The 22,613-nt window shown below is 63.4% G+C and carries 25 protein-coding genes and 1 pseudogene; 8 read left to right on the top strand and 18 right to left on the bottom strand.

The annotated features are described in order from the left end of the window. Positions 1–90 precede the first annotated feature (90 nt). The 3 genes from AC1DYC_RS25430 to AC1DYC_RS25420 are packed head-to-tail and all read right to left on the bottom strand — an operon-like array spanning position 91 to position 3,050. A complete protein-coding gene (locus AC1DYC_RS25430) occupies positions 91–543 on the bottom strand; it encodes an HPr kinase/phosphorylase (RefSeq protein WP_477410511.1) in 453 nt (150 codons plus the stop codon). Beyond that, the gene (locus AC1DYC_RS25425; RefSeq protein WP_477410510.1) at positions 540–2,324 is read right to left on the bottom strand and encodes a stimulus-sensing domain-containing protein; all 1,785 of its coding nucleotides are present in this window, start codon (positions 2,322–2,324) and stop codon (positions 540–542) included. Before AC1DYC_RS25425 ends, AC1DYC_RS25430 begins: the two co-directional genes overlap by 4 nt. 24 nt (positions 2,325–2,348) lie before the next feature. Then, positions 2,349–3,050 carry a response regulator transcription factor gene (locus AC1DYC_RS25420; protein WP_010912942.1) on the bottom strand — a complete coding sequence of 234 codons (702 nt, stop codon included), beginning with the start codon at positions 3,048–3,050 and terminating at the stop codon, positions 2,349–2,351. 347 nt (positions 3,051–3,397) lie between these two features. Here AC1DYC_RS25420 and AC1DYC_RS25415 point away from each other — a divergent pair, with 347 nt between their 5' ends. The 3 genes from AC1DYC_RS25415 (at position 3,398) to AC1DYC_RS25405 (ending at position 6,227) form a co-directional block, all read left to right on the top strand. Next, the gene (locus tag AC1DYC_RS25415) at positions 3,398–5,008 is read left to right on the top strand and encodes a phosphoenolpyruvate carboxykinase (RefSeq protein WP_477410509.1); all 1,611 of its coding nucleotides are present in this window, start codon (positions 3,398–3,400) and stop codon (positions 5,006–5,008) included. Between the two features lie 86 nt (positions 5,009–5,094). Beyond that, complete coding sequence (arfB, locus tag AC1DYC_RS25410) at positions 5,095–5,529, top strand: alternative ribosome rescue aminoacyl-tRNA hydrolase ArfB (protein ID WP_477410508.1); 435 nt, start codon at positions 5,095–5,097, stop codon at positions 5,527–5,529. 80 nt (positions 5,530–5,609) lie between these two features. Next, positions 5,610–6,227, top strand: coding sequence for an alpha-ketoglutarate-dependent dioxygenase AlkB family protein (locus tag AC1DYC_RS25405; protein WP_477410507.1), 618 nt, complete (start codon positions 5,610–5,612; stop codon positions 6,225–6,227). Here the strand turns inward: AC1DYC_RS25405 and AC1DYC_RS25400 are convergent. From AC1DYC_RS25400 to hisB, 12 genes are all read right to left on the bottom strand, one after another. Next, the gene (locus AC1DYC_RS25400) at positions 6,190–7,728 is read right to left on the bottom strand and encodes a hypothetical protein (protein WP_477410506.1); all 1,539 of its coding nucleotides are present in this window, start codon (positions 7,726–7,728) and stop codon (positions 6,190–6,192) included. The two genes, AC1DYC_RS25405 and AC1DYC_RS25400, sit on opposite strands and share 38 nt — an antisense overlap. Positions 7,729–7,766: 38 nt before the next feature. Then, positions 7,767–8,162, bottom strand: coding sequence for a GtrA family protein (locus tag AC1DYC_RS25395; protein WP_477410505.1), 396 nt, complete (start codon positions 8,160–8,162; stop codon positions 7,767–7,769). Between the two features lie 50 nt (positions 8,163–8,212). Then, entirely contained in the window at positions 8,213–9,250 is a 1,038-nt protein-coding gene (locus AC1DYC_RS25390) for a glycosyltransferase family 2 protein (RefSeq protein ID WP_477410504.1), read from the bottom strand. 72 nt (positions 9,251–9,322) lie between these two features. After that, complete coding sequence (gene coaA, locus AC1DYC_RS25385) at positions 9,323–10,282, bottom strand: type I pantothenate kinase (protein ID WP_477308431.1); 960 nt, start codon at positions 10,280–10,282, stop codon at positions 9,323–9,325. Between the two features lie 133 nt (positions 10,283–10,415). Next, on the bottom strand, positions 10,416–10,739 hold the full coding sequence (locus AC1DYC_RS25380) for a phosphoribosyl-ATP diphosphatase (RefSeq protein ID WP_477342700.1): 324 nt from the start codon (positions 10,737–10,739) through the stop codon (positions 10,416–10,418). 35 nt (positions 10,740–10,774) lie between these two features. After that, positions 10,775–11,569 (bottom strand): imidazole glycerol phosphate synthase subunit HisF, encoded by a 795-nt coding sequence (gene hisF / locus AC1DYC_RS25375; RefSeq protein WP_477410554.1) that lies wholly within the window; start codon positions 11,567–11,569, stop codon positions 10,775–10,777. Beyond that, entirely contained in the window at positions 11,566–12,402 is an 837-nt protein-coding gene (locus AC1DYC_RS25370) for an arginase family protein (protein ID WP_477410503.1), read from the bottom strand. The genes hisF and AC1DYC_RS25370 overlap by 4 nt, the downstream gene beginning before the upstream one ends. Then, positions 12,399–13,145, bottom strand: a complete 747-nt coding sequence (gene hisA / locus AC1DYC_RS25365) for a 1-(5-phosphoribosyl)-5-[(5-phosphoribosylamino)methylideneamino]imidazole-4-carboxamide isomerase (RefSeq protein ID WP_477410502.1) — start codon at positions 13,143–13,145, stop codon at positions 12,399–12,401. The genes AC1DYC_RS25370 and hisA overlap by 4 nt, the downstream gene beginning before the upstream one ends. A 2-nt stretch (positions 13,146–13,147) precedes the next feature. Next, positions 13,148–13,438, bottom strand: a complete 291-nt coding sequence (locus AC1DYC_RS25360) for a DUF1330 domain-containing protein (protein WP_477410501.1) — start codon at positions 13,436–13,438, stop codon at positions 13,148–13,150. After that, positions 13,438–14,088: an imidazole glycerol phosphate synthase subunit HisH gene (hisH, locus tag AC1DYC_RS25355; RefSeq protein WP_477410500.1), complete on the bottom strand. Its 651-nt coding sequence runs from the start codon at positions 14,086–14,088 to the stop codon at positions 13,438–13,440. The genes AC1DYC_RS25360 and hisH overlap by 1 nt, the downstream gene beginning before the upstream one ends. Before the next feature lies 1 nt (position 14,089). Next, complete coding sequence (locus AC1DYC_RS25350; protein ID WP_477410499.1) at positions 14,090–14,566, bottom strand: DUF2628 domain-containing protein; 477 nt, start codon at positions 14,564–14,566, stop codon at positions 14,090–14,092. 4 nt (positions 14,567–14,570) lie between these two features. Then, a complete protein-coding gene (gene hisB, locus AC1DYC_RS25345) occupies positions 14,571–15,170 on the bottom strand; it encodes an imidazoleglycerol-phosphate dehydratase HisB (RefSeq protein ID WP_477410498.1) in 600 nt (199 codons plus the stop codon). Positions 15,171–15,409: 239 nt separating this feature from the next. Between hisB and hslV the strand changes: the two genes are divergently transcribed. The 5 genes and pseudogenes from hslV (at position 15,410) to AC1DYC_RS25320 (ending at position 19,593) form a co-directional block, all read left to right on the top strand. After that, entirely contained in the window at positions 15,410–15,961 is a 552-nt protein-coding gene (gene hslV, locus AC1DYC_RS25340) for an ATP-dependent protease subunit HslV (protein ID WP_128302721.1), read from the top strand. Then, positions 15,951–16,475, top strand: coding sequence for a GNAT family N-acetyltransferase (locus AC1DYC_RS25335; RefSeq protein WP_477410497.1), 525 nt, complete (start codon positions 15,951–15,953; stop codon positions 16,473–16,475). Before hslV ends, AC1DYC_RS25335 begins: the two co-directional genes overlap by 11 nt. Before the next feature lie 4 nt (positions 16,476–16,479). Next, a complete protein-coding gene (locus AC1DYC_RS25330; RefSeq protein ID WP_477282811.1) occupies positions 16,480–17,079 on the top strand; it encodes a DUF2585 domain-containing protein in 600 nt (199 codons plus the stop codon). Between the two features lie 4 nt (positions 17,080–17,083). Beyond that, a complete protein-coding gene (hslU, locus tag AC1DYC_RS25325) occupies positions 17,084–18,397 on the top strand; it encodes an ATP-dependent protease ATPase subunit HslU (RefSeq protein ID WP_023714505.1) in 1,314 nt (437 codons plus the stop codon). A gap of 169 nt (positions 18,398–18,566) precedes the next feature. Next, positions 18,567–19,593, top strand: a pseudogene (locus tag AC1DYC_RS25320) (DUF1402 family protein). A gap of 162 nt (positions 19,594–19,755) precedes the next feature. Here the strand turns inward: AC1DYC_RS25320 and AC1DYC_RS25315 are convergent. The 3 genes from AC1DYC_RS25315 to AC1DYC_RS25305 all read right to left on the bottom strand — a co-directional run bounded on the left by AC1DYC_RS25315 (position 19,756) and on the right by AC1DYC_RS25305 (position 22,494). Beyond that, positions 19,756–20,985: an NAD(P)/FAD-dependent oxidoreductase gene (locus AC1DYC_RS25315; RefSeq protein ID WP_477410496.1), complete on the bottom strand. Its 1,230-nt coding sequence runs from the start codon at positions 20,983–20,985 to the stop codon at positions 19,756–19,758. Between the two features lie 4 nt (positions 20,986–20,989). After that, a complete protein-coding gene (locus AC1DYC_RS25310; RefSeq protein WP_023744927.1) occupies positions 20,990–21,304 on the bottom strand; it encodes a MocE family 2Fe-2S type ferredoxin in 315 nt (104 codons plus the stop codon). Positions 21,305–21,390: 86 nt separating this feature from the next. Then, on the bottom strand, positions 21,391–22,494 hold the full coding sequence (locus tag AC1DYC_RS25305; RefSeq protein WP_477410495.1) for a fatty acid desaturase family protein: 1,104 nt from the start codon (positions 22,492–22,494) through the stop codon (positions 21,391–21,393). Positions 22,495–22,613 lie beyond the last annotated feature (119 nt).

Genomic DNA, 22,613 nt, shown 5'->3' with positions numbered 1-22,613 from the left:
CTATCTTGTCGACGCGCGGCGCGTTGACAAGCCCAAAATTGCGCCGGTCATGGCCATTTTGACGCATTGCAGCAAAAAACCGGGGGCGGATCATACGAAAGGCGCAATCGCCAGCCGCGCCATTACGGCCGGCAAGGCCGTCGCAACGTTGCGCTCGATCAGATCGATCCGCGGCACCGGACAACCCGCGATCGGCTCGCTGAGATCTTCCTGAAAGCGGTCTCTCTGATGCTTCGGCACCAACCGGATATGGAGGTCGATCACCCCGCCAGGTTCGAACGACAGCGGCCGTGGCATGAATCCCGGCACTTCCGCGAGGCCGGCAATGGTGGCGGGTACGCGGCAGATCAGTCGCCCGGAGCGAGCGGCCGCAAGCAGCCTGTCGTCCCCGATCAGCCGTGAAAACAGCCCGCGCGCCCGGCAATGGTCGATGAGCACCAGCGCCAGCGTCGTCTTGCCGGCGCCGGACGGCCCGGTGATGAGCACACCGCGTTCGCCGATCAGCAGCGCCGTTCCGTGAATGTTTTCAGCCTGCGGGATCATGCCTCGGCCGGCAGCGTCACCACGAAGCGCGCGCCCTTGATCTCGCCGGGCTTGGTGCCGGGGATGTTCTCGGCGGTCAGCGTGCCGCCATGGGCTTCGACGATCTGCCTGGATATCGACAGGCCAAGCCCGGAATTCTGGCCGAACGCCTCGCCGGCCGGGCGGTCGGTGTAGAAGCGCTCGAAGATGCGGTCGATGGCGTCGGCGCGGATGCCGGGGCCGTTGTCGTCGACGGTGACGATGTTGACCTTGCCCGAGCGTGCCAGGGAAATGGCGATATGGCCGTGGTCCTCCGGCACGAAGGAGCGGGCATTCTCGATCAGATTGGTGATGACCTGGCCGATCCTGAGGTCATGGCCGGTGACAAAATAGCCTTTGACGCCTTGCGGCAACTTGGCGGCCTTGAACTCTATCTCGACGGCCTTCTTGTTGCGCGTCGCCTCACGCGACACGGCGACGAGATCGGTGATGAATTTCTTCAGGTCGACGATTGCCGCATCTTCGCGCGCCAGCTCGGCGTCGAGGCGCGAGGCATCGGAAATGTCGGTGATCAGCCGGTCGAGCCGCCGGACGTCATGCTGGATGATCTCCATCAGCCGGCCGCGTGAATTGTCGTTCTTGGCCAGTGGCAGCGTCTCGACCGCGCTGCGCAGCGAGGTCAGCGGGTTCTTCAACTCGTGCGAGACGTCGGCAGCAAAACTTTCGATCGCCTCGATGCGGGCATAGAGCGCGTTGGTCATGTCGCGCACCGCGATCGACAGATTGCCGATCTCGTCCTGGCGGTCGGAAAAATCGGGGATTTCCTCGCGGCTCTTGACGCCGCGCCGCACACGTACCGCCGCCGCCGACAGCCGGCGCAGCGGGTTGGCGATGGTGGACGCCAAGAGCATCGACAGGATGGCGGTGACCAGTGCCGCGATGCCGAACACCCGCAAAATCGCCTTGCGTTCGGCAGCGACGATCTTGTCGATGTCGCCGCCTTCGGTCGACAGCATCAGCACGCCGAGCACGGCGCGGAAGCGCTGGATCGGCACGGCGACCGAGACGATCTGCTCACCCTGTTCGCTCACCCGCACGATCGTCGACGGGCTGCCGGTCAGCGCCTTGACCACTTCCGGGAAAGCGGCACCGTTGCCGCCGGGCTGCTCGTGATAGACGGGCAGGTCCTTGTTGCGGAAGAAGTCGAAGACGAATTTCTGCACCCGCTCCAGCATATCCGGCTGCTCGTCCTCGACCGGCGGCAGGTCGTAGCGCAGGATCTGGCCGCGCGAATAGAGATGGCGCGAATCGAGCAGCAGATTGGCGTCGCGGTCATAGATGCGGGCGCGCGTGCGGGTCGGCGAGATCAGCCGCCGCAAGACCGGCGCGACGCGCTCGGGATTGATCGGGAAATCGAGATTGTCGAGCTGGTCGGAACCCGGCCCCAGGCTCTCGCCGGCCTGCAGTTCGAGCAGTTTTTCCGGATCGATGCTGATCGAATCCGTCTCGACCGTCGCCGACGCTGCGATCGCGCCGGCGATGATCTCGCCCTGCGTCATCAGGCTTTCGACGCGGGCGTCGATCAGCCCGTCGCGGAAGGTGTTGAGATAGAGGATGCCGGTGACCAGCACGGCCAGGCCGGCCAGGTTGAGGAACAGGATGCGCCGCGTCAGGCTGGAAAAGATGTGATGGCCGAGGAAGCGGCGCATCGGCACCGTGACCCTCGACAGGAATGCGGGCAGAATCCTGGACGGCCGCCTGCCGGCGCCCGCCCGTCTGCCTCGCTCTACGTCAACTGCCATCGAATAGCAGCTCCCGGTCCGTTCTCAGGCTTCGCGGAACCGGTATCCGACTCCGTAAAGCGTTTCGATCATTTCGAAGTCATCGTCGACGGCCTTGAACTTCTTGCGCAGCCGCTTGATGTGGCTGTCGATGGTGCGGTCGTCGACATAGACCTGCTCATCATAGGCCGAATCCATCAGCGCATCACGGCTTTTTACCACGCCGGGGCGCTGCGCCAACGAGTGCAGGATGAGAAATTCGGTGACCGTCAGCGTCACCGGCTCGCCCTTCCAGGTGCAGGTATGGCGTTCCTGGTCCATCACCAGCTGGCCGCGTTCGAGCGAACGGGCCTGCTGGCTCGGCGCCTTTGCCGCAGCCTCGCGGGCACTGGCGCGGCGCAGCACGGCGCGCACCCGCTCGACCAGCAAGCGCTGCGAGAACGGTTTGCGGATGAAATCGTCGGCGCCCATCTTGAGGCCGAAAAGCTCGTCGATCTCGTCGTCCTTCGAGGTCAGGAAGATCACCGGCAGGTCGGACTTCTGGCGCATCCGGCGCAGCAGCTCCATGCCGTCCATGCGCGGCATCTTGATGTCGAGGATGGCGAGATTCGGCGGCCGCGCCGCCAGGCCTTCCAGCGCCGACGCTCCATCCGTGTAGGTCTCGACACGATACCCCTCGGATTCGAGGGCGATCGAGACCGACGTCAGAATGTTGCGATCGTCATCGACAAGCGCGATTGTTGCCATTTCAAGCGGCTCCCTCATGAGCTGGTCCCTTCTGTCTTAGAGAAGGGGCTTTTGCAGGACAAATTAGGTACAAAATGTGGCACAGGCTCCATCCGCTGTCGCGGACGACTTGCCGGCGGTCGCAATCGCACCTCTACACGGATTGGACGAACACTGTGTGCCAATCCTTTGGGCAACCACTGTGATTTTTTGCACATATAAACGATTTAAACAACTTTCAAATTTTTTAAATCGATTAATGATTTGATATCATTTGGGTTTTCTGGTTCTGACCGTCTCAGCCCACCTCGCGGGCATGCCGGAAATACGCCGGCAAACTGCGGCGAATCCAGAAGAAGGGACCCTTGATGTCGGAAGTCGGCAAACGCAACTCCGCCTGCGCGATCGATCGTATCGGCCTGAAAACCACCGGCACGGTGCATTATAATTTCGGTGCGGCCGCCCTTTACGAGGATGCGATCCGCCGTGGCGAAGCCAGGTTGACCGCCGGCGGCGCGCTGCTTGCCGAGACCGGCCAGCACACCGGCCGCTCGCCCAAGGACAAGTTTGTCGTGCGCGACGGTGACACCGAGGCCCATATCTGGTGGGACAACAACAAGGCGATTTCGCCCGCCCAGTTCGAAACGCTGTTTGCCGATTTCCTCGTCCACGCCGCAGACAAGGATCTCTATGTGCAGGATCTCGTCGGCGGCGCCGATGCCGAGCTGAAGCTGCCGACACGCGTCATCACCGAATTCGCCTGGCACTCGCTGTTCATCCGCAACCTGCTCATTCGCCCCGGTGCGGCCGAGCTCGATGAGTTCGTGCCGGAAATGACGATCATCGACCTGCCGTCCTTCCGCGCCGATCCGGCCCGCCACGGCAGCCGCACCGAAACGGTGATTGCGGTCGACCTGACCCGCAAGATCGTGCTGATCGGCGGCACCTCCTATGCCGGCGAAATGAAGAAGTCGGTGTTCACCATGCTGAACTACCTGTTGCCGGCCAAGGGCGTCATGCCGATGCACTGTTCGACCAATGAGGGACCGGCCGGCGACGCCGCGATCTTCTTCGGCCTTTCCGGCACCGGCAAGACGACGCTGTCGGCCGATCCGTCGCGCACGCTCATCGGCGACGACGAGCATGGCTGGGGCCCGCACGGCATCTTCAATTTCGAAGGCGGCTGCTACGCCAAGACGATCCGGCTGTCGGCCGAGGCCGAGCCGGAGATCTTCGCCACCACGCAGCGTTTCGGCACGGTGCTGGAAAATGTCGTGCTCGACGCCAACCGCGTGCCGGATTTCAACGACGGCCGGCTGACCGAAAACACGCGCTGCGCCTATCCGCTCGACTTCATCCCCAACGCCTCGAAGACCGGACGCGCCAGCCATCCGAAAAACATCATCATGCTGACCGCCGATGCTTTCGGCGTCATGCCGCCGATTGCCCGGTTGACCCCGGCGCAGGCGATGTATCACTTCCTCTCTGGCTACACCGCCAAGGTGGCCGGCACCGAAAAAGGCGTGACCGAGCCGGAAGCAACGTTCTCGACCTGCTTCGGCGCCCCGTTCATGCCGCGTCACCCCAAGGAGTATGGCAATTTGCTGCGCGAGCTCATCGCCCGTCACGACGCCGATTGCTGGCTGGTCAACACCGGCTGGACCGGCGGCGCCTACGGCGCCGGCAGGCGCATGCCGATCAAGGCGACGCGCGCCTTGCTCGCCGCGGCGCTCGACGGTTCGCTGAAGGCGGCCGGCTTCCGCACCGACGCCAATTTCGGCTTCGAGGTGCCGGTGGCCGTGCCGGACGTCGACAGCGCCATTCTCGACCCGCGCTCGACCTGGGCCGACAAGGCTGCCTATGACCGCCAGGCGGCAAGGCTGGTCGGCATGTTCGCCGTCAACTTCGAGAAATTCGAAAGCCATGTCGATGCCGTCGTGCTCGGTGCCGCGCCGCGTCTGCAGGAGGCTGCGGAGTAATCGCGACGTCGCTCTCGGTATATCGTTGAAAGGCCCGGTCCCGATCGGGCCTTTTCTTTTTCGGTCCGCCGCGCCATGACTGCGGCATGCCGATCGACGACATCATCATTACCGACGAAGCCGTGATCCACCAGGGCGACCTGCACGAGGATTTCATCCGCTCGTCCGGTCCCGGCGGCCAGAACGTCAACAAGGTGGCGACCGCGGTGCAATTGCGCTTCGACGCGGCCAACGCCACGGGTTTGTCGGAACGTGTGCGCGCACGCACCATCAAGCTGGCCGGCCAGCGCGCCACCAAGGACGGCGTCATCGTCATCGAGGCCGGGCGGTTCCGCACCCAGGAACAGAACCGGGCCGATGCCCGGGCAAGGCTGACGGCGCTGGTCGCCAAGGCCGCCGAACCGCCGCCGCCGCCACGCAAGAAGACCAGGCCGTCGAAAGGCGCGGTGGAGCGGCGGCTGAAGAGCAAGGCCGGGCGCGGCACGATCAAGAAGCTGCGCGGCCGGGTGGATAACGACTAGGTTGAAGGGTGGTGGCGGCTTTCGGGTCGCCGTTTTCGGTTGGCGGTGGCATTGTTGCCCGGATCAACCTGGGTCCACTGATGCTCGTTCTGCCCAAAGGCGTCCGCCATATGCCTGGTTATCTGCCCCGCGCGGCGCAGGAAGCGCTGGTCGACGCGGTCAGGGACGTTGTGCAGCAGGCGCCGCTGTTCGTGCCGGCCATGCCGCGCACCGGCAAGGAGATGAGCGTGCGCATGACCAATTGCGGCTCGCTTGGCTGGGTCACCGACAAGGAGCTGGGATATCGCTACCAGCCGACGCATCCGCTGACCGGAGAACCATGGCCGCCGATCCCGGGCGCGCTGATGCAATTGTGGCGGGAGGTCGCCGCCTATCCCCGCCCACCGGAGGCTTGCTTGGTCAATTTCTACACGCAAGACGCCAAAATGGGCCTGCATCAGGACCGCGACGAGGCCGATTTCTCAGCGCCCGTGGTGTCGGTCTCGCTTGGCGACGACTGCCTGTTCCGGGTCGGGCAGACGACACGCGACGGCGGCACCAAATCGTTCAGGCTGAAAAGCGGCGATGTCGTGGTGCTCGGCGGTGAAGGCCGGCTCTGCTTCCACGGCGTCGACCGCATCTATCCTTCGACTTCGGCGCTGCTGAAGAACGGCGGCCGCATCAATCTGACGCTGCGTCGGGTGACGAAGGCAGTCTAGCATCGTTGCGGACAAGGACCCTCAACGTGTCGTCCTCGGCGATCTGCCGGTAGCCTTGCATGAAGCGGACGAAATCCTGCCGGCCGGACAGCTCGGTCAACCACAAGATGTCCGCTTTCTGCACAATCACCAGCGATGGTCGCCTGGTTTCGAGTTGGGCAAGCTTGTCATCGATGTAGCGATCGGTGATCTGCCGGTAGTGTTCGGCCGCCGCCAGGTTGCCGCTTTGCGCCTCGACCTGCGCGAAATAGGTGGCGAACCCGCCAAGCCAATCGCTGCAGTAGATCGAGATCCAGCTGCCGCCGACCATCCGCGTCAGTGGATGGCCCGCGGCAATGTCCGAGCCCATGAGCGCGACCGTCGGATGGTCCACCGCGGCCTTTATCGTGGCGACGAAATCGGCATCGGGTTTCTGGCTGGGCCAGAAGGGGACAGCATTGGCCAGGATGGTAAGGCCAAGCAAAAGCATACGCGCCGGCACCATGCTCGTGCCCGATGGCGATTGCCTTGCGGGGTCGATCTGGACGGCTCTAAGCAGCAGCGCTCCGGCCATCAGGCTGATCGCCGGGAATGCATGATAGGGCCAGCCCTTGGCCTGATAGACGAGAGGCACGGTGGCCGCCAGCGACGCCAGGACGAACACCATGACCAATGGCGACAAGGTGAGGCCTGGCCGAAGCAGACGCAGCATGTAGAGTGCGACGAGATAGGCCGGCGCGTATTTGAGCAACAGCGCTTGCACGACCCGCAGCCGCATATAGGTGTCGGCCAGCACGGGGTAGATGGTGTTGAGGAACTCTGGATAGAGGTACAGCACGGCGACGAGATAGGCGACGCAGACCAAGCCGATGACCCAGTATTCGATGCAGAAGAGCGACCGGATCGACCCGCGCCGCCAGGCCACGTAAAGCGCCGGAACCAGCACCACCAGCGCATAATAGGGTTTCACCAGCAGCAGTACGCTGCCGCAAAGGCCGGCCAGTACCGCTATCGGCAAGCTCGGCGTGCGCCCTTCCGTCGGCGCGGCGCGCCAGGCCATCAACACCAGCAAAGGCAGAAACAGGGCGATGCCCAGATGCTCCCGCTCGCTGAAAGCATTGCCGGGAAGAATGATCAACAGTGCCAGGAACAGCGGCAACATCGAGACGAGGATGCGGTTCTCGGCAAAGCCGGCCAACATGGCGATCCGCGCTGCAAAGCCGAGACCCAGCAGGCAGATCGCATAGGCATAGAGATGAATGACGACTTCCGGCGAAATGCCGAGCGCATGCGCCAGGGCCACGGCCGGCATGAACAGCCATGGCGTGAACGGCGGATTGACCTCGAAGAGATCGACATAGAGCTGCGAGCCGGCAAGCACCTTCTCGGACATGGTGATTGCCCAACTGGTGTCGGGTATGACACCCCAGCGCATCTGCCAGGGCACGGCGGCCGCCAGCACCAGCAGGCACAAGACCAGGGTCCGCGGCAGCGCTCGCGCGCTGCCCTGGGCCGAAGTCATGGCGGATCTCTCGATGAGCGAAGCGCGGGTCTCCGTACTCATCGGGCCGCCACGAAGACGAATTTGCGCAGGATGATGAAGTTAAGGACCGGAACCAGGACAGAAGCGATTGCCACAGGCACCCATGGCGGCAGTCCGGCGACGTCGGCAAGGATCACGGCCAGTCCGACCGAGAGCAGAAATCCGATCGCCGTGGCACAGGCGAAGCGCACGATCTCGAAGCCAACCGCGCCGTCCGACATGAACGTTACGAAGCGATGCCCGCAATAGGAGAACACCGCGCCGGCGCCGTAGCCGGCGATCGAGGCGAATGTCGCCGGCATGCCGAAGCCATGCCGGGCCGAAAGCGCCAGGGTCAGCACGGCGTAGATCAGGGTCGATACGCCGCCGATTGCGGCAAATCGCAGGATTCGCGCCGGCTCCGAACGGCCCATGGCCCATGACCAGACGCCGGGCAAAGGATCGTTGACCGCCTGGCGCACAGTCAACCGAACCGGCGTTCGCGCGTCGCGGGCGGCGTCTTTTTCGACGCCTGGGAATTGCTCATCGCGGCGACCGCTTCCTCGAAGCCGGTCAGCCGGTCGACGACGTAAAGCGGCCGCCGTTTCACCTCGGCATGAATGCCGCCAACATAAAGGCCGATGACGCCGGTCATCAGCAGATTGATGCCCGACAGGAAGGAAATGATCACCACCGTCGATGTCCAGCCATGGACCACGCCGCTGACAAACAGCCAGGAAAACACCGCGTAGAGGCCGAGCAGGGCGGCGAGGCCGGAAATGGCCAGACCCGCCCACAGCGCCAGCCGCAGCGGCTTGTCGGAAAAGCTGACGATGCCGTGCACGGCCAGCCGCACCATCTTCCAGAACGGATATTTGGTTTCGCCTGCCGCCCGCATAGGCCTCTCGAACGGCACGGCGGTCTGCTTGAAACCCATCCAACCGAACATGCCGCGCACGAAGCGGTCACGCTCGGGCATGCGCTTGAAGGTTTCCAGCGCCTTGCGTCCGATCAGCCGGAAATCGCCGACGTCGCGCGGGATGTCGACGGAGGTCATCTTCTCGATCAGCCGGTAGAAGATACTGGCGCTGACCCGCTTGAACCAGGTTTCGCCCTCACGCCGGATGCGCCGCGCATAGACGATCTCGTAGCCTTCTTTCCACTTGGCGACCAGATCGAGCACCACCTCCGGCGGATCCTGCAGGTCGGCATCCATGACGATGACGGCTTCGCCGGCGGCCGCATCCATGCCGGCTGTAATGGCGATCTGGTGGCCGAAATTGCGCGACAACTCGATCAGCTTGAAGCGATCATCCTCGGCTGCCATGCCGCGCAGGAAGATGACGCTGGTGTCGCGGCTGCCGTCGTCGACGAAAATTGCCTCGGCACGACCGTCCAGTTTGTCCAGCAGCATGCCGATGCGTCGCACCAGCAGCGGCAGCACCGCTTCCTCGTTGAAGATCGGAATGACCAGGGAATAGACCGGGGCCTTGCGGCCCACGGCATCGCTCGCATTGACCACCGCTTGCTCCCGACCCGCTGGAATTGCAGCAAAAACTAGCCGGGATTGCCTAAAGTGCCGTTAACCCAGTCGTCACAGTTTCCTGAGCGCCACTTCCTCGACCAGGTGATTGGCGCCCTTGCGCAGGATGAGGTCGGCGCGCGCCCGCGTCGGCACGATGTTCTCGCGCAGGTTTTTCAGGTTGATGTTGGCCCACAGGCCTTCGGCGATGGCGCGCGCGGCGTCTTCGGAAAGCTGCGAATAGCGGTGGAAGAAGGAGTCCGGATTGCGGAAGGCGGTCTCGCGCAGCCGCATGAAGCGGGCGATGTACCAGTGATGGATCAGCTTCTCGTCGGCATCGATATAGATGGCAAAGTCGAAGAAGTCTGACAGGAATGGCACGATCTTGCCGTCCTTCGGCAATTTGCCCGGCTGCAGCACATTGATGCCTTCGAAGATCAGAATGTCGGGCCGGTCGATGGTGACGAACTCGCCGGGAATGACGTCATAGGTCAAATGCGAATAGACCGGCGCGCGGACATTGCGCTGCGCCGACTTGATGCCCGAGAGAAAACGCAGCAGCGCGCCGACATCATAGCTGTCGGGAAAGCCCTTGCGCTCCATCAGATTGTCGCGCCGCAACACCTTGTTGGGGAGCAGGAAACCGTCAGTGGTGATGAGGTCGACCTTGGGGCTCGACGGCCAGCGCGCCAACAGCTCCTTCAGCACACGGGCCGTGGTCGACTTGCCGACCGCGACCGAACCGGCAATGCCGATGATGAATGGCGTCTTGACCACGTCCAATGCGTTGAAGAAGGCCTGGCGCTGCCGAAACAGCAGCTGGCTGGCCTCGACATGCGCTGAAAGCAGTCGCGACAGCGACAGATAGATGCGCTTGACCTCTTCGAGGTCGACCGGGTCGTTGAGCGAGCGCAGACGGTTGATCTCGTCCTCGGTCAGCGTGAGCGGCGTGTCGGCGCGGAAGTTCGACCATTGCTCGGCAGAGAAGAAACGATAGGGGGAATATTTCTCGGTCGGAGCGAGCTGGTCCATCGAGTTTCCTGCCCTCCTAGAGCATGATGCCGAAAAGTGTGAAGCGGTTTTCGGACGACATCATGCTCCATCTTTGAATTTAGAGACGGATTCAGATTTCAGGCCTTGGCCTGAAATCATCCGGCTCTAGCGGTCAACCCTTCGACCGCGAAGCCTTTTCGGCGACGCCCGAACGGCCGGTACGACCCTCGAGCTCGCGCAGTACGTCGTCCAGCGGAACCCCCGCAATCCCAAGCACGACAAGCCAATGATATATAAGATCGGCACTTTCGGAAACGAGGGCTTTCTTGTCGCCTTTGACGGCGGCAATGACGGTCTCTACCGCCTCCTCGCCAAGCTTCTGCGCGGCCTTGTCCATGCCCTTGGCAAACAGTTTCGCCGTCCACGAGTCCGGGTCGCCGGACTGGGCACGTTGGGCGATGATTGTCTCCAGCTCGGAGAGCGAGAATTCAGCCATGGCGCGGTAGCAAGCCTTTCTTAGCCGGAAACGCTCTAGGGCCGATCGACGGATGAGTCCAGCCGCATCGGCAGCCCGGCCTTGGCCATATGCGCCTTGGCTTCGGCAATCGTGTAGGTGCCGAAATGGAAGATCGATGCCGCCAGCACGGCACCGGCATGGCCGTCGCGGATGCCCTCGACCAGATGATCGAGCGTGCCGACGCCGCCCGACGCGATCACCGGCGCGCGCACAGCATCCGCAATCGCGCGGGTCAGCGCGATGTCGTAGCCGGCCTTGGTGCCGTCACGGTCCATCGAAGTCAGCAAGATCTCGCCGGCGCCACGATCGACCATTTTGCGCGCGAATTCGACCGCGTCGATGCCGGTCTTTTCGCGGCCGCCATGGGTGAAGATTTCCCAGCGGTCGGCTTCATTGGCAGCAGAGACCTTCTTGGCGTCGATGGCCACGACGATGCACTGGTTGCCGAACTTGTCGGCGGCTTCCGCGACGAAATCCGGGTTCTTCACCGCCGCGGTGTTGATCGACACCTTGTCGGCGCCGGCCAAAAGCAGCTTGCGGATATCGGCGACCTGGCGCACGCCGCCGCCGACGGTCAGCGGCATGAAGCATTGTTCGGCGGTGCGGGCGACGACGTCGAAGATGGTTTCCCGGTTGTCCGACGACGCGGTGATGTCGAGAAAGCAGAGCTCGTCGGCGCCGGCTGCGTCATAGGCCTTGGCCGCTTCGACCGGATCGCCGGCATCGACCAGATCGACGAAGTTGACGCCCTTGACGACGCGGCCGTTCTTGACGTCGAGGCACGGGATGACGCGGGCCTTCAGCATCAGTCCTTCTCCATCGTCGCCAGCAATTCGGTGAGCAGTTCGCCGACCAGCGGTGGAACCTCGGCCTGCGCGTCGAAGGCCGGATCGTAGGCCGAGATGGTGACGCCGGAAATCGGCAGCAGACCGGCCATGCCGCACACCGCCTGGCGCAGCTGTTTCGGTTCCGGGCCACCCGGCGTGGTGTAGCGGTTGGCCTGCAGCGCATCGGGATCGTGTACGTCGAGATCGAGATGCAGATGGACCCGCTTGGCGTCCGGCGCCTTCAGCCGGCCGCAGGCCGTTGCCCAGTCGGGGCATTCGGCGCGGATCACCGGCAGCGTCTTCAGCAGCTCCTTTTCGGCGGGGTCGAGATCGCGTGCATTGACCAGCACGCAGCGGGACGGATCGATCGGTTTGAAGCCGGGGATGGAAGAGGCCATCGGCTTCCAGCACAGGCCGAGCACCGTCGCCAGCGCCATGCCGTCGAGAAAGCCGTAGACGGAGGTTTCCGGCGTGTTGAGGTCGCCATGCTGGTCGGCCCAGATGATCGCATCGGCATCTTCGCCGGCGACCGCACCGGCTGATGTCAGGCAGTTGCCGGCAAGCACGATCGGAAACCGGCCGCGGTCGATGGCGATGCGGACTTCGCCGGAGACGGCGTTGCAGACAGCAAAACCGGTCGCGATCTCGCGCTCCTGCTCATCGCCGACCCTGCCGATATCGGTGACGGTGACGTCATGGCCGGCCAGCGTCAACGCATCGACAAGCCCGCCGGCGACGATCGCGTCCGGTCCCTGGCCCATGCCGCCGTGATAGTGGCCGCTGTCATAGGAGGCGAGGATGATGGAGATTTTCACGTGCGGGTCTCCATTGCCTTGCCCCGCAGCACCGCCAGCGCCTCGGCCGGATCGATGCGCCCGTCATAGAGGGCGCGGCCGGAGATCGCGCCTTCGAGCTTTTTCGCGTCGGGCATGGTCATGCGCACAATATCGGCGATCGAGGCCAACCCGCCCGAGGCGATGACGGGGATCGACACCGCGTCGGCGAGATCGATGGTGGCATCCCAGTTGATGCCGGTCAGAACGCCGTCGCGGTCGATGTCGGTGTAGATGATGGCGGCCACGCCGGCGCCTTCGAATTTCTGCGCCAGTTCGATGACGCCGAGGCTGGACGCTTCGGCCCAGCCCTCGACCGCCACCTTGCCGCCCTTGGCATCGATGCCGACCGCGATTTTTCCGGGAAACGCCTTGCAGGCCTGTTTCACCAGTTCGGGGTCGCGCACCGCCACGGTGCCGAGAATGACGCGGGCCAGGCCGCGGTCGAGCCAGTCCTCGATCTGCGCCAGCGTGCGGATGCCGCCACCAAGCTGCACCGGGTTCTTCGTCGCCTTGAGGATGGCGCCGACCGCAGCACTATTGACGCTCTGGCCCTTGAAGGCGCCGTTGAGGTCGACGACGTGCAGCCACTCGAAACCCTGGTCCTCGAAGGCCTTGGCCTGCGCCGCCGGGTCGTCATTGTAGATGGTCGCGGTGGCCATATCGCCGTGCTTGAGCCGCACGCATTTGCCGTCCTTGAGGTCGATGGCGGGAAACAGGATCACGGTCAGGCGCCCTCGACGATTGCAAAATGTCCGGTCGACGCCGCCCGCCTGTGCTTCAGCGCCCTTTGATAGGCTTCGGAACGATAACAGTTCAGAGCCGTCTCATAGGAATCGAACTCCACCACGACATGCCTGCCGAAATCCGACCCTTCGGGGTTGGTGACATCGCCTCCGCGGACGAGATAGCGGCCTCCGAAGGCGGATATGGCATCGCCGATGGCGTCGCGATAACCTTGGTAGCCTTGCGGATCGGTCACCGTGAGCATGACGATCCAGTAACCCTTCTTGCTCATCAGGGCCTCCAGCGCAGGAAATTGGTGATCAGTGCCAGGCCGAGCGCCTGGCTTTTCTCGGGATGGAACTGCGTGCCAGCGAGATTGCCGCGCGCGACAGCAGCGGTCACCTGGCCGCCATAGTCGGCGACGGCCAGCACCTCGTCAGCCTTCTGCGCATCGAGATGATAGGAATGGACGAAATAGGCGTGCAGGCCTTTGGGTCCCGTTGCAATGCCGGAAAACAGCGGGTGCTTTCGGTTGAGGTCGATCGTGTTCCAGCCGATCTGCGGGATTTTCAGCGTGGGATCAGCGGGCGTGATCTCCTTGACGTCGCCGGCAATCCAGCCAAAGCCCTTCGTCACCGTCTTTTCCAGGCCGCGCTCAGACATCAGCTGCATACCGACGCAGATGCCGAGGAACGGCCGCGCCTTGGCGATGGCCACCTCCTCCACCGCTTCCCACATGCCGGCGACGCCGCGCAGGCCCGCGGCGCAATCGGCATAGGCGCCGACGCCGGGCAGGACGATACGGTCGGCGCTGCGCACCCGCTCGGCATCGGCGGTGAGCTCGATGGTCGCGGCAATGCCGGCTTCATGCGCGGCGCGCTCGAAGGCCTTGGTGGCCGAGCGCAAATTGCCCGACCCGTAGTCGATGATCGCTACCCGCATGTCAGCCTTTTCCCGGCGTATGGGTCAGCCCCAGCGTCAGGCCGGTCTGTGCCGGCCGGGCAAGGCTGGCGTCCGGCACGATGCGCGGCAGCGGCGTCGGCTCATCCGCCAGCGTCTCGGCGTCCAGCGTCTGACGGATATCGGCATCGTCCAAATTGTTGGCTTCGACGACGCCCCATTCCCGCCAGCCACGGCGACGAAGGGCTGCGATCCGCAGCCCTTGCCCTTCCAGCCCGATATAGAGCGAGACCAGCAGCGACAGCGCAGAACCCGCCCAGTCCAGCCCTAGCCTTTGGCCGAGCACCGAGATGAGGCCCATGGCGACAAAGGTGAGCGCCGCCTCGACCCATAGTTTGTGCCAGGCGAGCCACAGTGGCGCCAGCAGGAAAGCCAGCCAGGAAAAGCCGTCGCGGACAAAGGCGGTGGCGTCGGCCGCCTCGGTGCGGCCTGGCCGTTCCATCACGACATAGATGGCCATCAGCCTACCCTTTCAGAGATCCCTTGGTGGAGGGAACCGCGTCCGGCTGGCGCGGGTCGCGCTCCAGTGCGAAACGCAGCGCACGCGCCACCGCCTTGAAGCAGGTCTCGGCAATATGGTGGTTGTTGGCGCCATAATGATTGGTGACATGCAGCGTGATGCCGGCATTCTGCGCCAGCGCCTGGAAGAATTCACGCACCAGTTCGGTGTCGAACGTGCCGATCTTGGGCGACGAGAAGGCGACGTTCCAGACCAGGAATGGCCGGCCGGACACGTCGATCGCGGCACGCGTCAGCGTCTCGTCCATGGCAAGGTCGATGGAGGCATAGCGCATGATGCCGCGCCGCTCGCCCAGCGCCTTGGCCAGCGCCTGGCCGATCGCAATGCCGGTATCCTCGACCGTGTGGTGGTCGTCAATGTGCAGGTCGCCCTTGGCCTTGACCGTGATGTCGATCAGCGAGTGGCGCGACAGCTGGTCGAGCATATGGTCGAAGAAGCCGACGCCCGTCGACATGTCGGAGATACCGGTGCCGTCGACATGAACCGAGACCGCGATCTCGGTTTCCTTGGTCTTGCGGCTGACTTCGGCGGAACGGGACGCCATGACCTTGTCCTTGTCTTTGGGCAAACGACTGGGGGCGAAACGGAAAGACAATGCCTCCAAGCGCTCATTTGCTTGAAAACGAAAGCCTTCTAGCAGCATGATCCGGCGATTGCCAGTTGCGATGCGGGCCGCTATCGGAGCCGGTTTGCAATCACCAGCCCCATGCATACATATGGCCGATCGAAATCACTCGTACCGCGCCAATCGCCTTATCGGGATCGCGCGAATCGGAGCACCAAATGTCGAATGAACTGACCATGCACGCCACGACCATCGTGACGGTGCGCAAGGGCAACAAGGTGGTAATCGCCGGCGATGGCCAGGTCAGCCTTGGCCAGACCATCATGAAAGGCAACGCCAAAAAGGTGCGCCGCATCGGCAAGGGCGGCAATGTCATTGCCGGTTTCGCCGGCGCCACGGCGGATGCCTTCACCCTTCTGGAGCGGCTCGAAGCCAAGCTCGAACAATATCCCGACCAGCTGACGCGCGCCTGCGTCGAGCTCGCCAAGGACTGGCGCACCGACCGCTATCTGCGCCGGCTGGAAGCGATGATGCTGGTTGCCGACAAGTCGGTCTCGCTAGCGCTGACCGGCACCGGCGACGTGCTGGAGCCTGAATTCGGCGTCATGGCCATCGGCTCCGGCGGCAATTATGCGCTGGCCGCGGCGCGCGCGCTGATGGACTCCGACAAGGATGCCGAGGAGATCGCCCGCAAGGCGATGCAGATCGCCTCCGACATCTGTGTCTACACCAACAACAATTTCGTCATCGAAACGCTCGATGCCGCCTGAGCCGCCGGTGCTCTACGATTTTCGGCCGGTGACGGAAAAAGACCTGCCGATGATCGCCGGCTGGCTGGCCGAGCCGCATGTCGCCGAGTGGTGGGACGATCCGGAGACGGAAATCGCCGGCATCCGCGAGCATATCGACTCGATTTCGGTCGAACCGCTGATCGTCGAACTCGACGGCCGGCCAATCGCCTATCTGCAGAGCTACGATCCGCATCTCGAGGATGGCCATCCCTATGCCGACCAGCCTTTCGGCACGCTTGGTATCGACCTGTCGATCGGCGTGCCGGACCTTGTCGGCAAAGGTCACGGCTCGGCCATCGTGCGGCAATTCGTCGAACAGCTGTTCGAGGAAGGCGCGCCGCGCGTCATCATCGATCCGCATCCCGGCAATGGCCGCGCCATCCGGGCCTATGAAAAGGCTGGGTTCCGCGCCATTGATCGCAGGCACTCGGAATATGGAGACGTCGTGCTGATGGCTGTCGATGCCGAAGGCGACGCGCAAGAGGGGGAATAGACTGATGACGACACCGGGCGGGGACAAAAATTACTCGGCCTACGAAGACAGCTGGCGGATGGGGCTTCTGCTCGTGCTCGCTCTGCTCATCTTCCAGGCCGGTGCGCTGTACGGCATGGGCCGAACGCCGATCTGCACCTGCGGCTACGTCAAACTCTGGCAAGGCGTGGTGATGAGTTCGGAGAATTCCCAGCATATTTCCGACTGGTACACCTTCTCCCACATCATCCACGGCTTCCTGTTCTACGCCCTGGCCTGGTTCCTGTTCCCGCGCTCGCCGATCGGCCTGCGCCTGGCTTTTGCCGTCGTCATCGAGGGCGGCTGGGAGCTCCTGGAAAACAGCCCGTTCATCATCGACCGCTACCGCGCCGGCACCATTTCGCTGGATTACTATGGCGATAGCATCATCAACTCGGTGTCCGACACACTGGCCATGGTGCTGGGATTTGTGATGGCGCGAAAGCTACCTATATCTGTGATCGTCGGCCTCGCCCTCATCTTCGAACTGGGTGTCGGCTACCTCATCCGGGACAATCTGACGCTCAACGTGATCATGCTGCTGCATCCGTTTGAGTCCATCAAGCAGTGGCAAAGTGGAATTTAGTGATATGACCACCTTCTCTCCCCGTGAAATCGTTTCGGAACTCGACCGCTTCATCATTGGCCAGAAGGACGCCAAGCGTGCCGTGGCCATCGCCTTGCGCAACCGCTGGCGCCGCCAGCAGCTGGAAGGCCAGATGCGCGAAGAGGTGATGCCGAAGAATATCCTGATGATCGGCCCGACCGGTGTCGGCAAGACCGAAATCTCGCGCCGCCTGGCGCGGCTCGCCGGCGCGCCTTTCGTCAAGGTCGAGGCGACCAAGTTCACCGAGGTCGGCTATGTCGGGCGCGATGTCGAGCAGATCATCCGCGACCTCGTCGAGATCGCCATTGGCTTGGTGCGCGAGAAGATGCGCGAGGACGTCAAGGCGCGTGCCCACCTCAACGCCGAGGAGCGCGTGCTGGAAGCCCTGGTCGGCAAGACGGCAAGTCCGGCCACCCGCGATAGCTTCCGCAAGAAGCTGCGCGACGGCGAACTCGACGACAAGGAGATCGAGATCGAGGTGGCTGATACCGGCACCGGTGGCATGCCCGGTTTCGAGATTCCCGGCATGCCGGGCGCCAATATCGGTGTGCTCAACATCAACGACATGCTGTCGAAGGCGATGGGCGGCAAGAAGACCAAGGCGCGCAAGACGACGGTGAAAGAATCCTACGCGCTGCTGGTCAACGATGAGTCCGACAAGCTGCTCGACCAGGACGAAGTGGTCCGCCGGGCACTGGATGCGACGGAAAATGACGGCATCGTGTTCCTCGACGAGATCGACAAGATCGCCTCGCGTGAAGGCGGCATGGGCGCCGGCGTTTCGCGCGAAGGCGTGCAGCGCGACCTGCTGCCGCTGATCGAAGGCACGACGGTGGCGACCAAATACGGGCCGCTGAAGACCGACCATATCCTGTTCATCGCTTCGGGCGCCTTCCATGTCTCAAAGCCGTCGGACCTGTTGCCGGAATTGCAGGGCCGCCTGCCGATCCGCGTCGAGCTTCGCGCGCTGGAGAAGGACGATTTCGTCCGCATCCTGACCGAGACCGAGGCCAGCTTGATCAAGCAGTATATCGCGCTGATGAAGACGGAGGGTGTCGACCTGACCTTCACCGACGACGCTATCGATTCGCTGGCCGGCATCGCCGTCGACCTCAACGCCAGCGTCGAAAACATCGGTGCCCGGCGGCTGCAGACGGTGATGGAGCGCGTGCTGGACGAGATCTCCTACGACGCGCCCGACCGCAACGGCACCAGCGTCACCATCGACGCCGCCTATGTGGAAAAGCATGTCGGCGACCTCTCCAGAAACACAGATTTGTCGCGATTCATCCTTTAAACGAGGGTGCCGGGTGAGTCCGGCGCCGGTTCAGGCGACAATTTCCGGCAAACAGCATGATGTGTGGCCGGATGGTACCATCTGGCCACCTTTCGTCTTGCCGTGTGACGGGGCGCTCTCGACTCAACCGGGAGCACTCCCTAGTTTGCGCGGCAATTCTCTAGACGCAATTCCGGACGGAAAACCGGTTTCCACCTTTCCTGGAATTGCTTGGGCGGCGGCGCATGAAAAAACTGATCCTGATCATTCTCGGGCCAATCATTCTCAGCTTGACGCTGGCGGCGACGCTGTTCGCCGCTGACGCGGCAACATTGGTGCCGGCGGGAAACCGCAATGCCGTGCAGCCCGACATACCCGGCGCGTCCAGCCGTCGCACTCAGGCCACCAACACCACCTTCCAGGCCAAATACCGCAAGGTGTACGCGCTGCTGCAGAGTGACGCCGAACTGCGCGCCAAGATCAGGAAGGCGGCCGCCGCTTACGGCATCGACCCGTTGCATATCGTCGGCGCCATCGTCGGCGAGCACACCTACAATGTCGACGCCTACGACCGGCTGCAGACCTATTACGTCAAGGCGATCTCCTACCTCTCCAGCAGGCTGTCCTTCGCCTATGACGGCGAGGACATCACCGATTTCGTGCATCGGCCGGAATTCAAGAAATGCACAATGGCCGACAGCTACGATCTGTGGGAGTGCCGCGAGCAGGTGTGGAACCACTCTTTCCGCGGCAAAACCGTCGGCGGGACAAGCTTTCCCAACGACCGCTTCGGCGCCACCTTCTTCCAGCCCTATTATGCCGGCCAGACCTTTGGCCTCGGCCAGCTCAACCCGCTGACCGCGCTGCAGATGAGCGATCTCGTCCACAAGGTTTCGGGACTGCCCGAACTCGACGTCAGCGATCCCAACGGGGTCTACAAGACGATCATGGATCCGGATCTGACGCTGCCCTACGTAGCGGCGACGATCAAGAAATCGATCGACGCCTATAAAAGCATTGCCGGCTTCGACATTTCGGGCAATCCGGGGCTGACGGCCACGCTCTACAATGTCGGCAACCCCGAGCAGCGCGCCTATGCGCTGAAAGCCGAAAACGACAAGCGCCGCGCCGCCGGCGAGCCGGTGAAACTGCCGGAAGAGAACTATTATGGCTGGCTGGTCAACGACAAGCTGGACGAATTGAAGGCGCTGTTTTAGGGACACGCGAAGCTCGGGATCCCCTACCTCCCCCTTGTGGGGAGGTCGGACCGAAGGTCCGGGTGGGGGTCTGCGCCGCACCACCACCCCGCTGCTCTGCAGCGACTTGCCGGGGAGAGCTACGGGTCTCGCCCGTCCTTCGGACCCCCACAAGGGGTAGGCTCACGCCGCCAGCAACGACTTCAGCTTCACATCCTGCGAGCCCAGCGCCTCCGCCGCCGGCTTTGCCCGCTTGGCGATGAGCATCTCGGCCAGCCTGATATCGCGCGCCACGGCATTGCCGGGGCCGATGCCGCTGGCGGCCACCAACCTGCCATCCCCCGCCAGGTGGAACAGGATGAAGGCTCCGTCGTCGAGGTCGCGGCGTACCGTGCTTTTGCCTTCGTCGGAAAGCCCGGCGATCTGAAGCGACAGGCCATACTGATCCGACCAGAACCACGGCACCGCCGCGTGCGCCTCGCCGGCGCCCAGCATGTTCCTCGCTGCCAGCGCGCCCTGTTCCTGGGCGTTGCGCCAGGCCTCCAGCCGCACCCGCCGGCCGCCATAGACAGCGAGTGGAAACGAGCAGCAGTCGCCGGCGGCATAGATGTCGGGATCGTCGGTCCGAAGTTCACCGTCGACGGCAATCCCGTTGTCTACGGTCAGGCCCGCTTCGCCAGCAAGCCCGGTGACCGGCACGGCGCCGATGCCGATGACGGCGAGATCGGCAACGATCTCTTGTCCGCCGGCGAGCGCGATGCGCACCTCGGTGCCGTCATCGGCGATGGAGGTGATGCCCTGGCCGGTGAGCACGGCCACGCCTTCGGCTTCATGTGCTCGATGAATAATCTCGGCGATCTCGGCCGGCACGCCCCGCATCAGAATGCGCGGCTGCGCCTCGATGACCGTGACCGCAGCGCCCAGCTTGCGCGCCGCCGCGGCGAGTTCCAGCCCGATGAAGCCGCCGCCAATGATGGCGATGCGGTTTGCAGGGCTGAGGTGGATGCGAATGGCCAATGCGTCGGCAAAAGTCCTGAGATACACGCAGCGCGCACCCAATCCCGGCATCGGCAGCTTGCGCGGTGTCGAGCCGGTCGCCAGCAGCAGTTTGTCGTAGGGCAGGACCGAACCGTCCGACAGCCACACCGCATGTGCCGCACGGTCGATCGTCACCGCCTGGACCGAATGGATGTGCCGGATCGATTTCTCGGCCAGCATTGCGTCGCTGGCGATCGCCTTGATCTCGGGCGCATCGCTCGTCATCGCGTCCTTGGACAGAGGAGGTCGCTCATAGGGCAGATGCGGCTCGTCACCGACCAGCGTCACCGGGCCGTCATAGCCAAGCTCGCGCAGCGTCAGCGCTGCCCGCCCGCCGCATTCGCCGGCGCCGATGATGACCATCCCCTCTTGCATCGTTTTATCCGATCTGGATCAGCACTTTGCCGGCCTCGACCTTCACCGGATAAGTCGCGAGGTTGACGCAGACCGGGGCGCCGCGCGCAGCGCCCGTCTTGTAGTTGAAGCGGCCATTGTGCTTGGGGCACTCGATGATGTCATCCATCACCAGCCCGTCGGCCAGATGCACCTTTTCATGCGTGCACAGCCCGTCGGTGGCAAAATAATCATCGTCCGGGCTGCGATAGATGGCGAAGGTGCGGCCGCCATGATCGAAGCGCATCACATCCTCTTCGTCGATATCGCCGGCCGCGCAGGCCTCGACCCAGTCGCTCATTTTCTCTCTCCCAAAGCAATTCCAGGAAAAGTGCGTAGCGGTTTTCCGTCCGGAATTGCGTCAAAACAAACAGTCTAACAGGATCGTCATTCCGCCGCGGCGGCGACGGCATCGTTGTGGAATTCCTCGCGGTAGGGCCGTGCCGTTGGCGGCAATTCGCGCTTGAGGAAATAGTCTTCGTTGCGCAGCTGGCGCAGAAAGGCCGGGATCATCTCGCGATAGCCGGCCAGGATCGACGGCGTCGGCGCCGGCAGATCGTGCTTGATCAGTTCATGCAGCTTCGGCAGCGCATGGTACGGCACCATCGGGAACATGTGGTGTTCGACATGATAATTCATGTTCCAGTAGATGAAGCGGCTGATCGGGTTCATGTAGACGGTGCGGCTGTTCAGCCGGTGGTCGATGACATTTTCGGCCAGCCCGCCATGCTGCAGCAGGCCGACCATGACGTGATGCCAAGCGCCGTAGAGCCTGGGCAGGCCGACCAGCATCAGCGGCAGCCATGAGCCGAAAGAAAGCGCCAGCGCGATGGTGACGGCATAGATCGCCGTCCAGATGCGGGCGGCGCGGATCGCCCTGGGCTGTTCCTGCTCCGGGATGAAGGTCTTTTCCGCCGCGCTGATGTTGCCGGCGGCGTTGCGCAGCATGTCTGACATCGCATGCCAGGCGTCGAGCACGCCGACAAAGGCCAGAACCACGCGCAACAGGTCCGGCGGGCGCATCACCGATATTTCGGGATCGCGACCGACGATGATGGTATCGGTGTGGTGACGGGTGTGGCTCCAGCGCCAGGTCACCGGATTGCGCATGATCATGAAGCAGGCGATCTGGTAGACCGCGTCGTTCATCCACTGTGTGCGGAACGCGGTGCCATGGCCGCATTCGTGCCAGCGCGAATCGGTCGAAGAGCCGTAGAGCACGCCATAGACGAAGAAGAATGGCACGCACCACCACGTGCCCCAGAACCAGGCGCCGCCGGCGGCACTCAGGACCAGCGCGGCGAGCCAGATCGCGGTGTCGCGGATTGCCGGCCCGTCGGAGCGCTGCATCAGCTCCTTCATCTGCTTGCGGGACACGTCGGTGTGATACCACTCGGCCGCCGAAAGTCCGGTCTCGACGGCGAGCCTGGCGTCGCGGCCGATCAGGCTGTAGTCGCGCCGGGACGGTGCTGCGTCCATCACTGCCGCCATCGAGGTTCCTCCATCAGCGCCTTGCGATCAGCCCACGATGGAAGCTCGGGCGCAATAGCTGGGAATTCAAAATAGCGCCAAGCCATGATAGTCTCAATATCACAAAGATAGTTTCTATC

Source organism: Mesorhizobium sp. P2_E7 (genome assembly GCF_056403855.1).
The sequence above is the reverse complement of the archived record's forward strand: the minus strand, read 5'-3'. Positions and strand labels throughout refer to the sequence as shown.

What these genes read in the sequence shown, in the direction of transcription:
- AC1DYC_RS25430 (WP_477410511.1), bottom strand. Translation starts at nt 543, where the DNA reads ATGATCCCGCAGGCTGAAAACATTCACGGAACGGCGCTGCTGATCGGC.
- AC1DYC_RS25425 (WP_477410510.1), bottom strand. Translation starts at nt 2,324, where the DNA reads ATGGCAGTTGACGTAGAGCGAGGCAGACGGGCGGGCGCCGGCAGGCGG.
- AC1DYC_RS25420 (WP_010912942.1), bottom strand. Translation starts at nt 3,050, where the DNA reads ATGGCAACAATCGCGCTTGTCGATGACGATCGCAACATTCTGACGTCG.
- AC1DYC_RS25415 (WP_477410509.1), top strand. Translation starts at nt 3,398, where the DNA reads ATGTCGGAAGTCGGCAAACGCAACTCCGCCTGCGCGATCGATCGTATC.
- arfB (WP_477410508.1), top strand. Translation starts at nt 5,095, where the DNA reads ATGCCGATCGACGACATCATCATTACCGACGAAGCCGTGATCCACCAG.
- AC1DYC_RS25405 (WP_477410507.1), top strand. Translation starts at nt 5,610, where the DNA reads ATGCTCGTTCTGCCCAAAGGCGTCCGCCATATGCCTGGTTATCTGCCC.
- AC1DYC_RS25400 (WP_477410506.1), bottom strand. Translation starts at nt 7,728, where the DNA reads ATGACTTCGGCCCAGGGCAGCGCGCGAGCGCTGCCGCGGACCCTGGTC.
- AC1DYC_RS25395 (WP_477410505.1), bottom strand. Translation starts at nt 8,162, where the DNA reads ATGGGCCGTTCGGAGCCGGCGCGAATCCTGCGATTTGCCGCAATCGGC.
- coaA (WP_477308431.1), bottom strand. Translation starts at nt 10,282, where the DNA reads ATGGACCAGCTCGCTCCGACCGAGAAATATTCCCCCTATCGTTTCTTC.
- AC1DYC_RS25380 (WP_477342700.1), bottom strand. Translation starts at nt 10,739, where the DNA reads ATGGCTGAATTCTCGCTCTCCGAGCTGGAGACAATCATCGCCCAACGT.
- AC1DYC_RS25360 (WP_477410501.1), bottom strand. Translation starts at nt 13,438, where the DNA reads ATGAGCAAGAAGGGTTACTGGATCGTCATGCTCACGGTGACCGATCCG.
- hisH (WP_477410500.1), bottom strand. Translation starts at nt 14,088, where the DNA reads ATGCGGGTAGCGATCATCGACTACGGGTCGGGCAATTTGCGCTCGGCC.
- AC1DYC_RS25350 (WP_477410499.1), bottom strand. Translation starts at nt 14,566, where the DNA reads ATGGCCATCTATGTCGTGATGGAACGGCCAGGCCGCACCGAGGCGGCC.
- hisB (WP_477410498.1), bottom strand. Translation starts at nt 15,170, where the DNA reads ATGGCGTCCCGTTCCGCCGAAGTCAGCCGCAAGACCAAGGAAACCGAG.
- hslV (WP_128302721.1), top strand. Translation starts at nt 15,410, where the DNA reads ATGTCGAATGAACTGACCATGCACGCCACGACCATCGTGACGGTGCGC.
- AC1DYC_RS25335 (WP_477410497.1), top strand. Translation starts at nt 15,951, where the DNA reads ATGCCGCCTGAGCCGCCGGTGCTCTACGATTTTCGGCCGGTGACGGAA.
- AC1DYC_RS25330 (WP_477282811.1), top strand. Translation starts at nt 16,480, where the DNA reads ATGACGACACCGGGCGGGGACAAAAATTACTCGGCCTACGAAGACAGC.
- hslU (WP_023714505.1), top strand. Translation starts at nt 17,084, where the DNA reads ATGACCACCTTCTCTCCCCGTGAAATCGTTTCGGAACTCGACCGCTTC.
- AC1DYC_RS25315 (WP_477410496.1), bottom strand. Translation starts at nt 20,985, where the DNA reads ATGCAAGAGGGGATGGTCATCATCGGCGCCGGCGAATGCGGCGGGCGG.
- AC1DYC_RS25310 (WP_023744927.1), bottom strand. Translation starts at nt 21,304, where the DNA reads ATGAGCGACTGGGTCGAGGCCTGCGCGGCCGGCGATATCGACGAAGAG.
- AC1DYC_RS25305 (WP_477410495.1), bottom strand. Translation starts at nt 22,494, where the DNA reads ATGGCGGCAGTGATGGACGCAGCACCGTCCCGGCGCGACTACAGCCTG.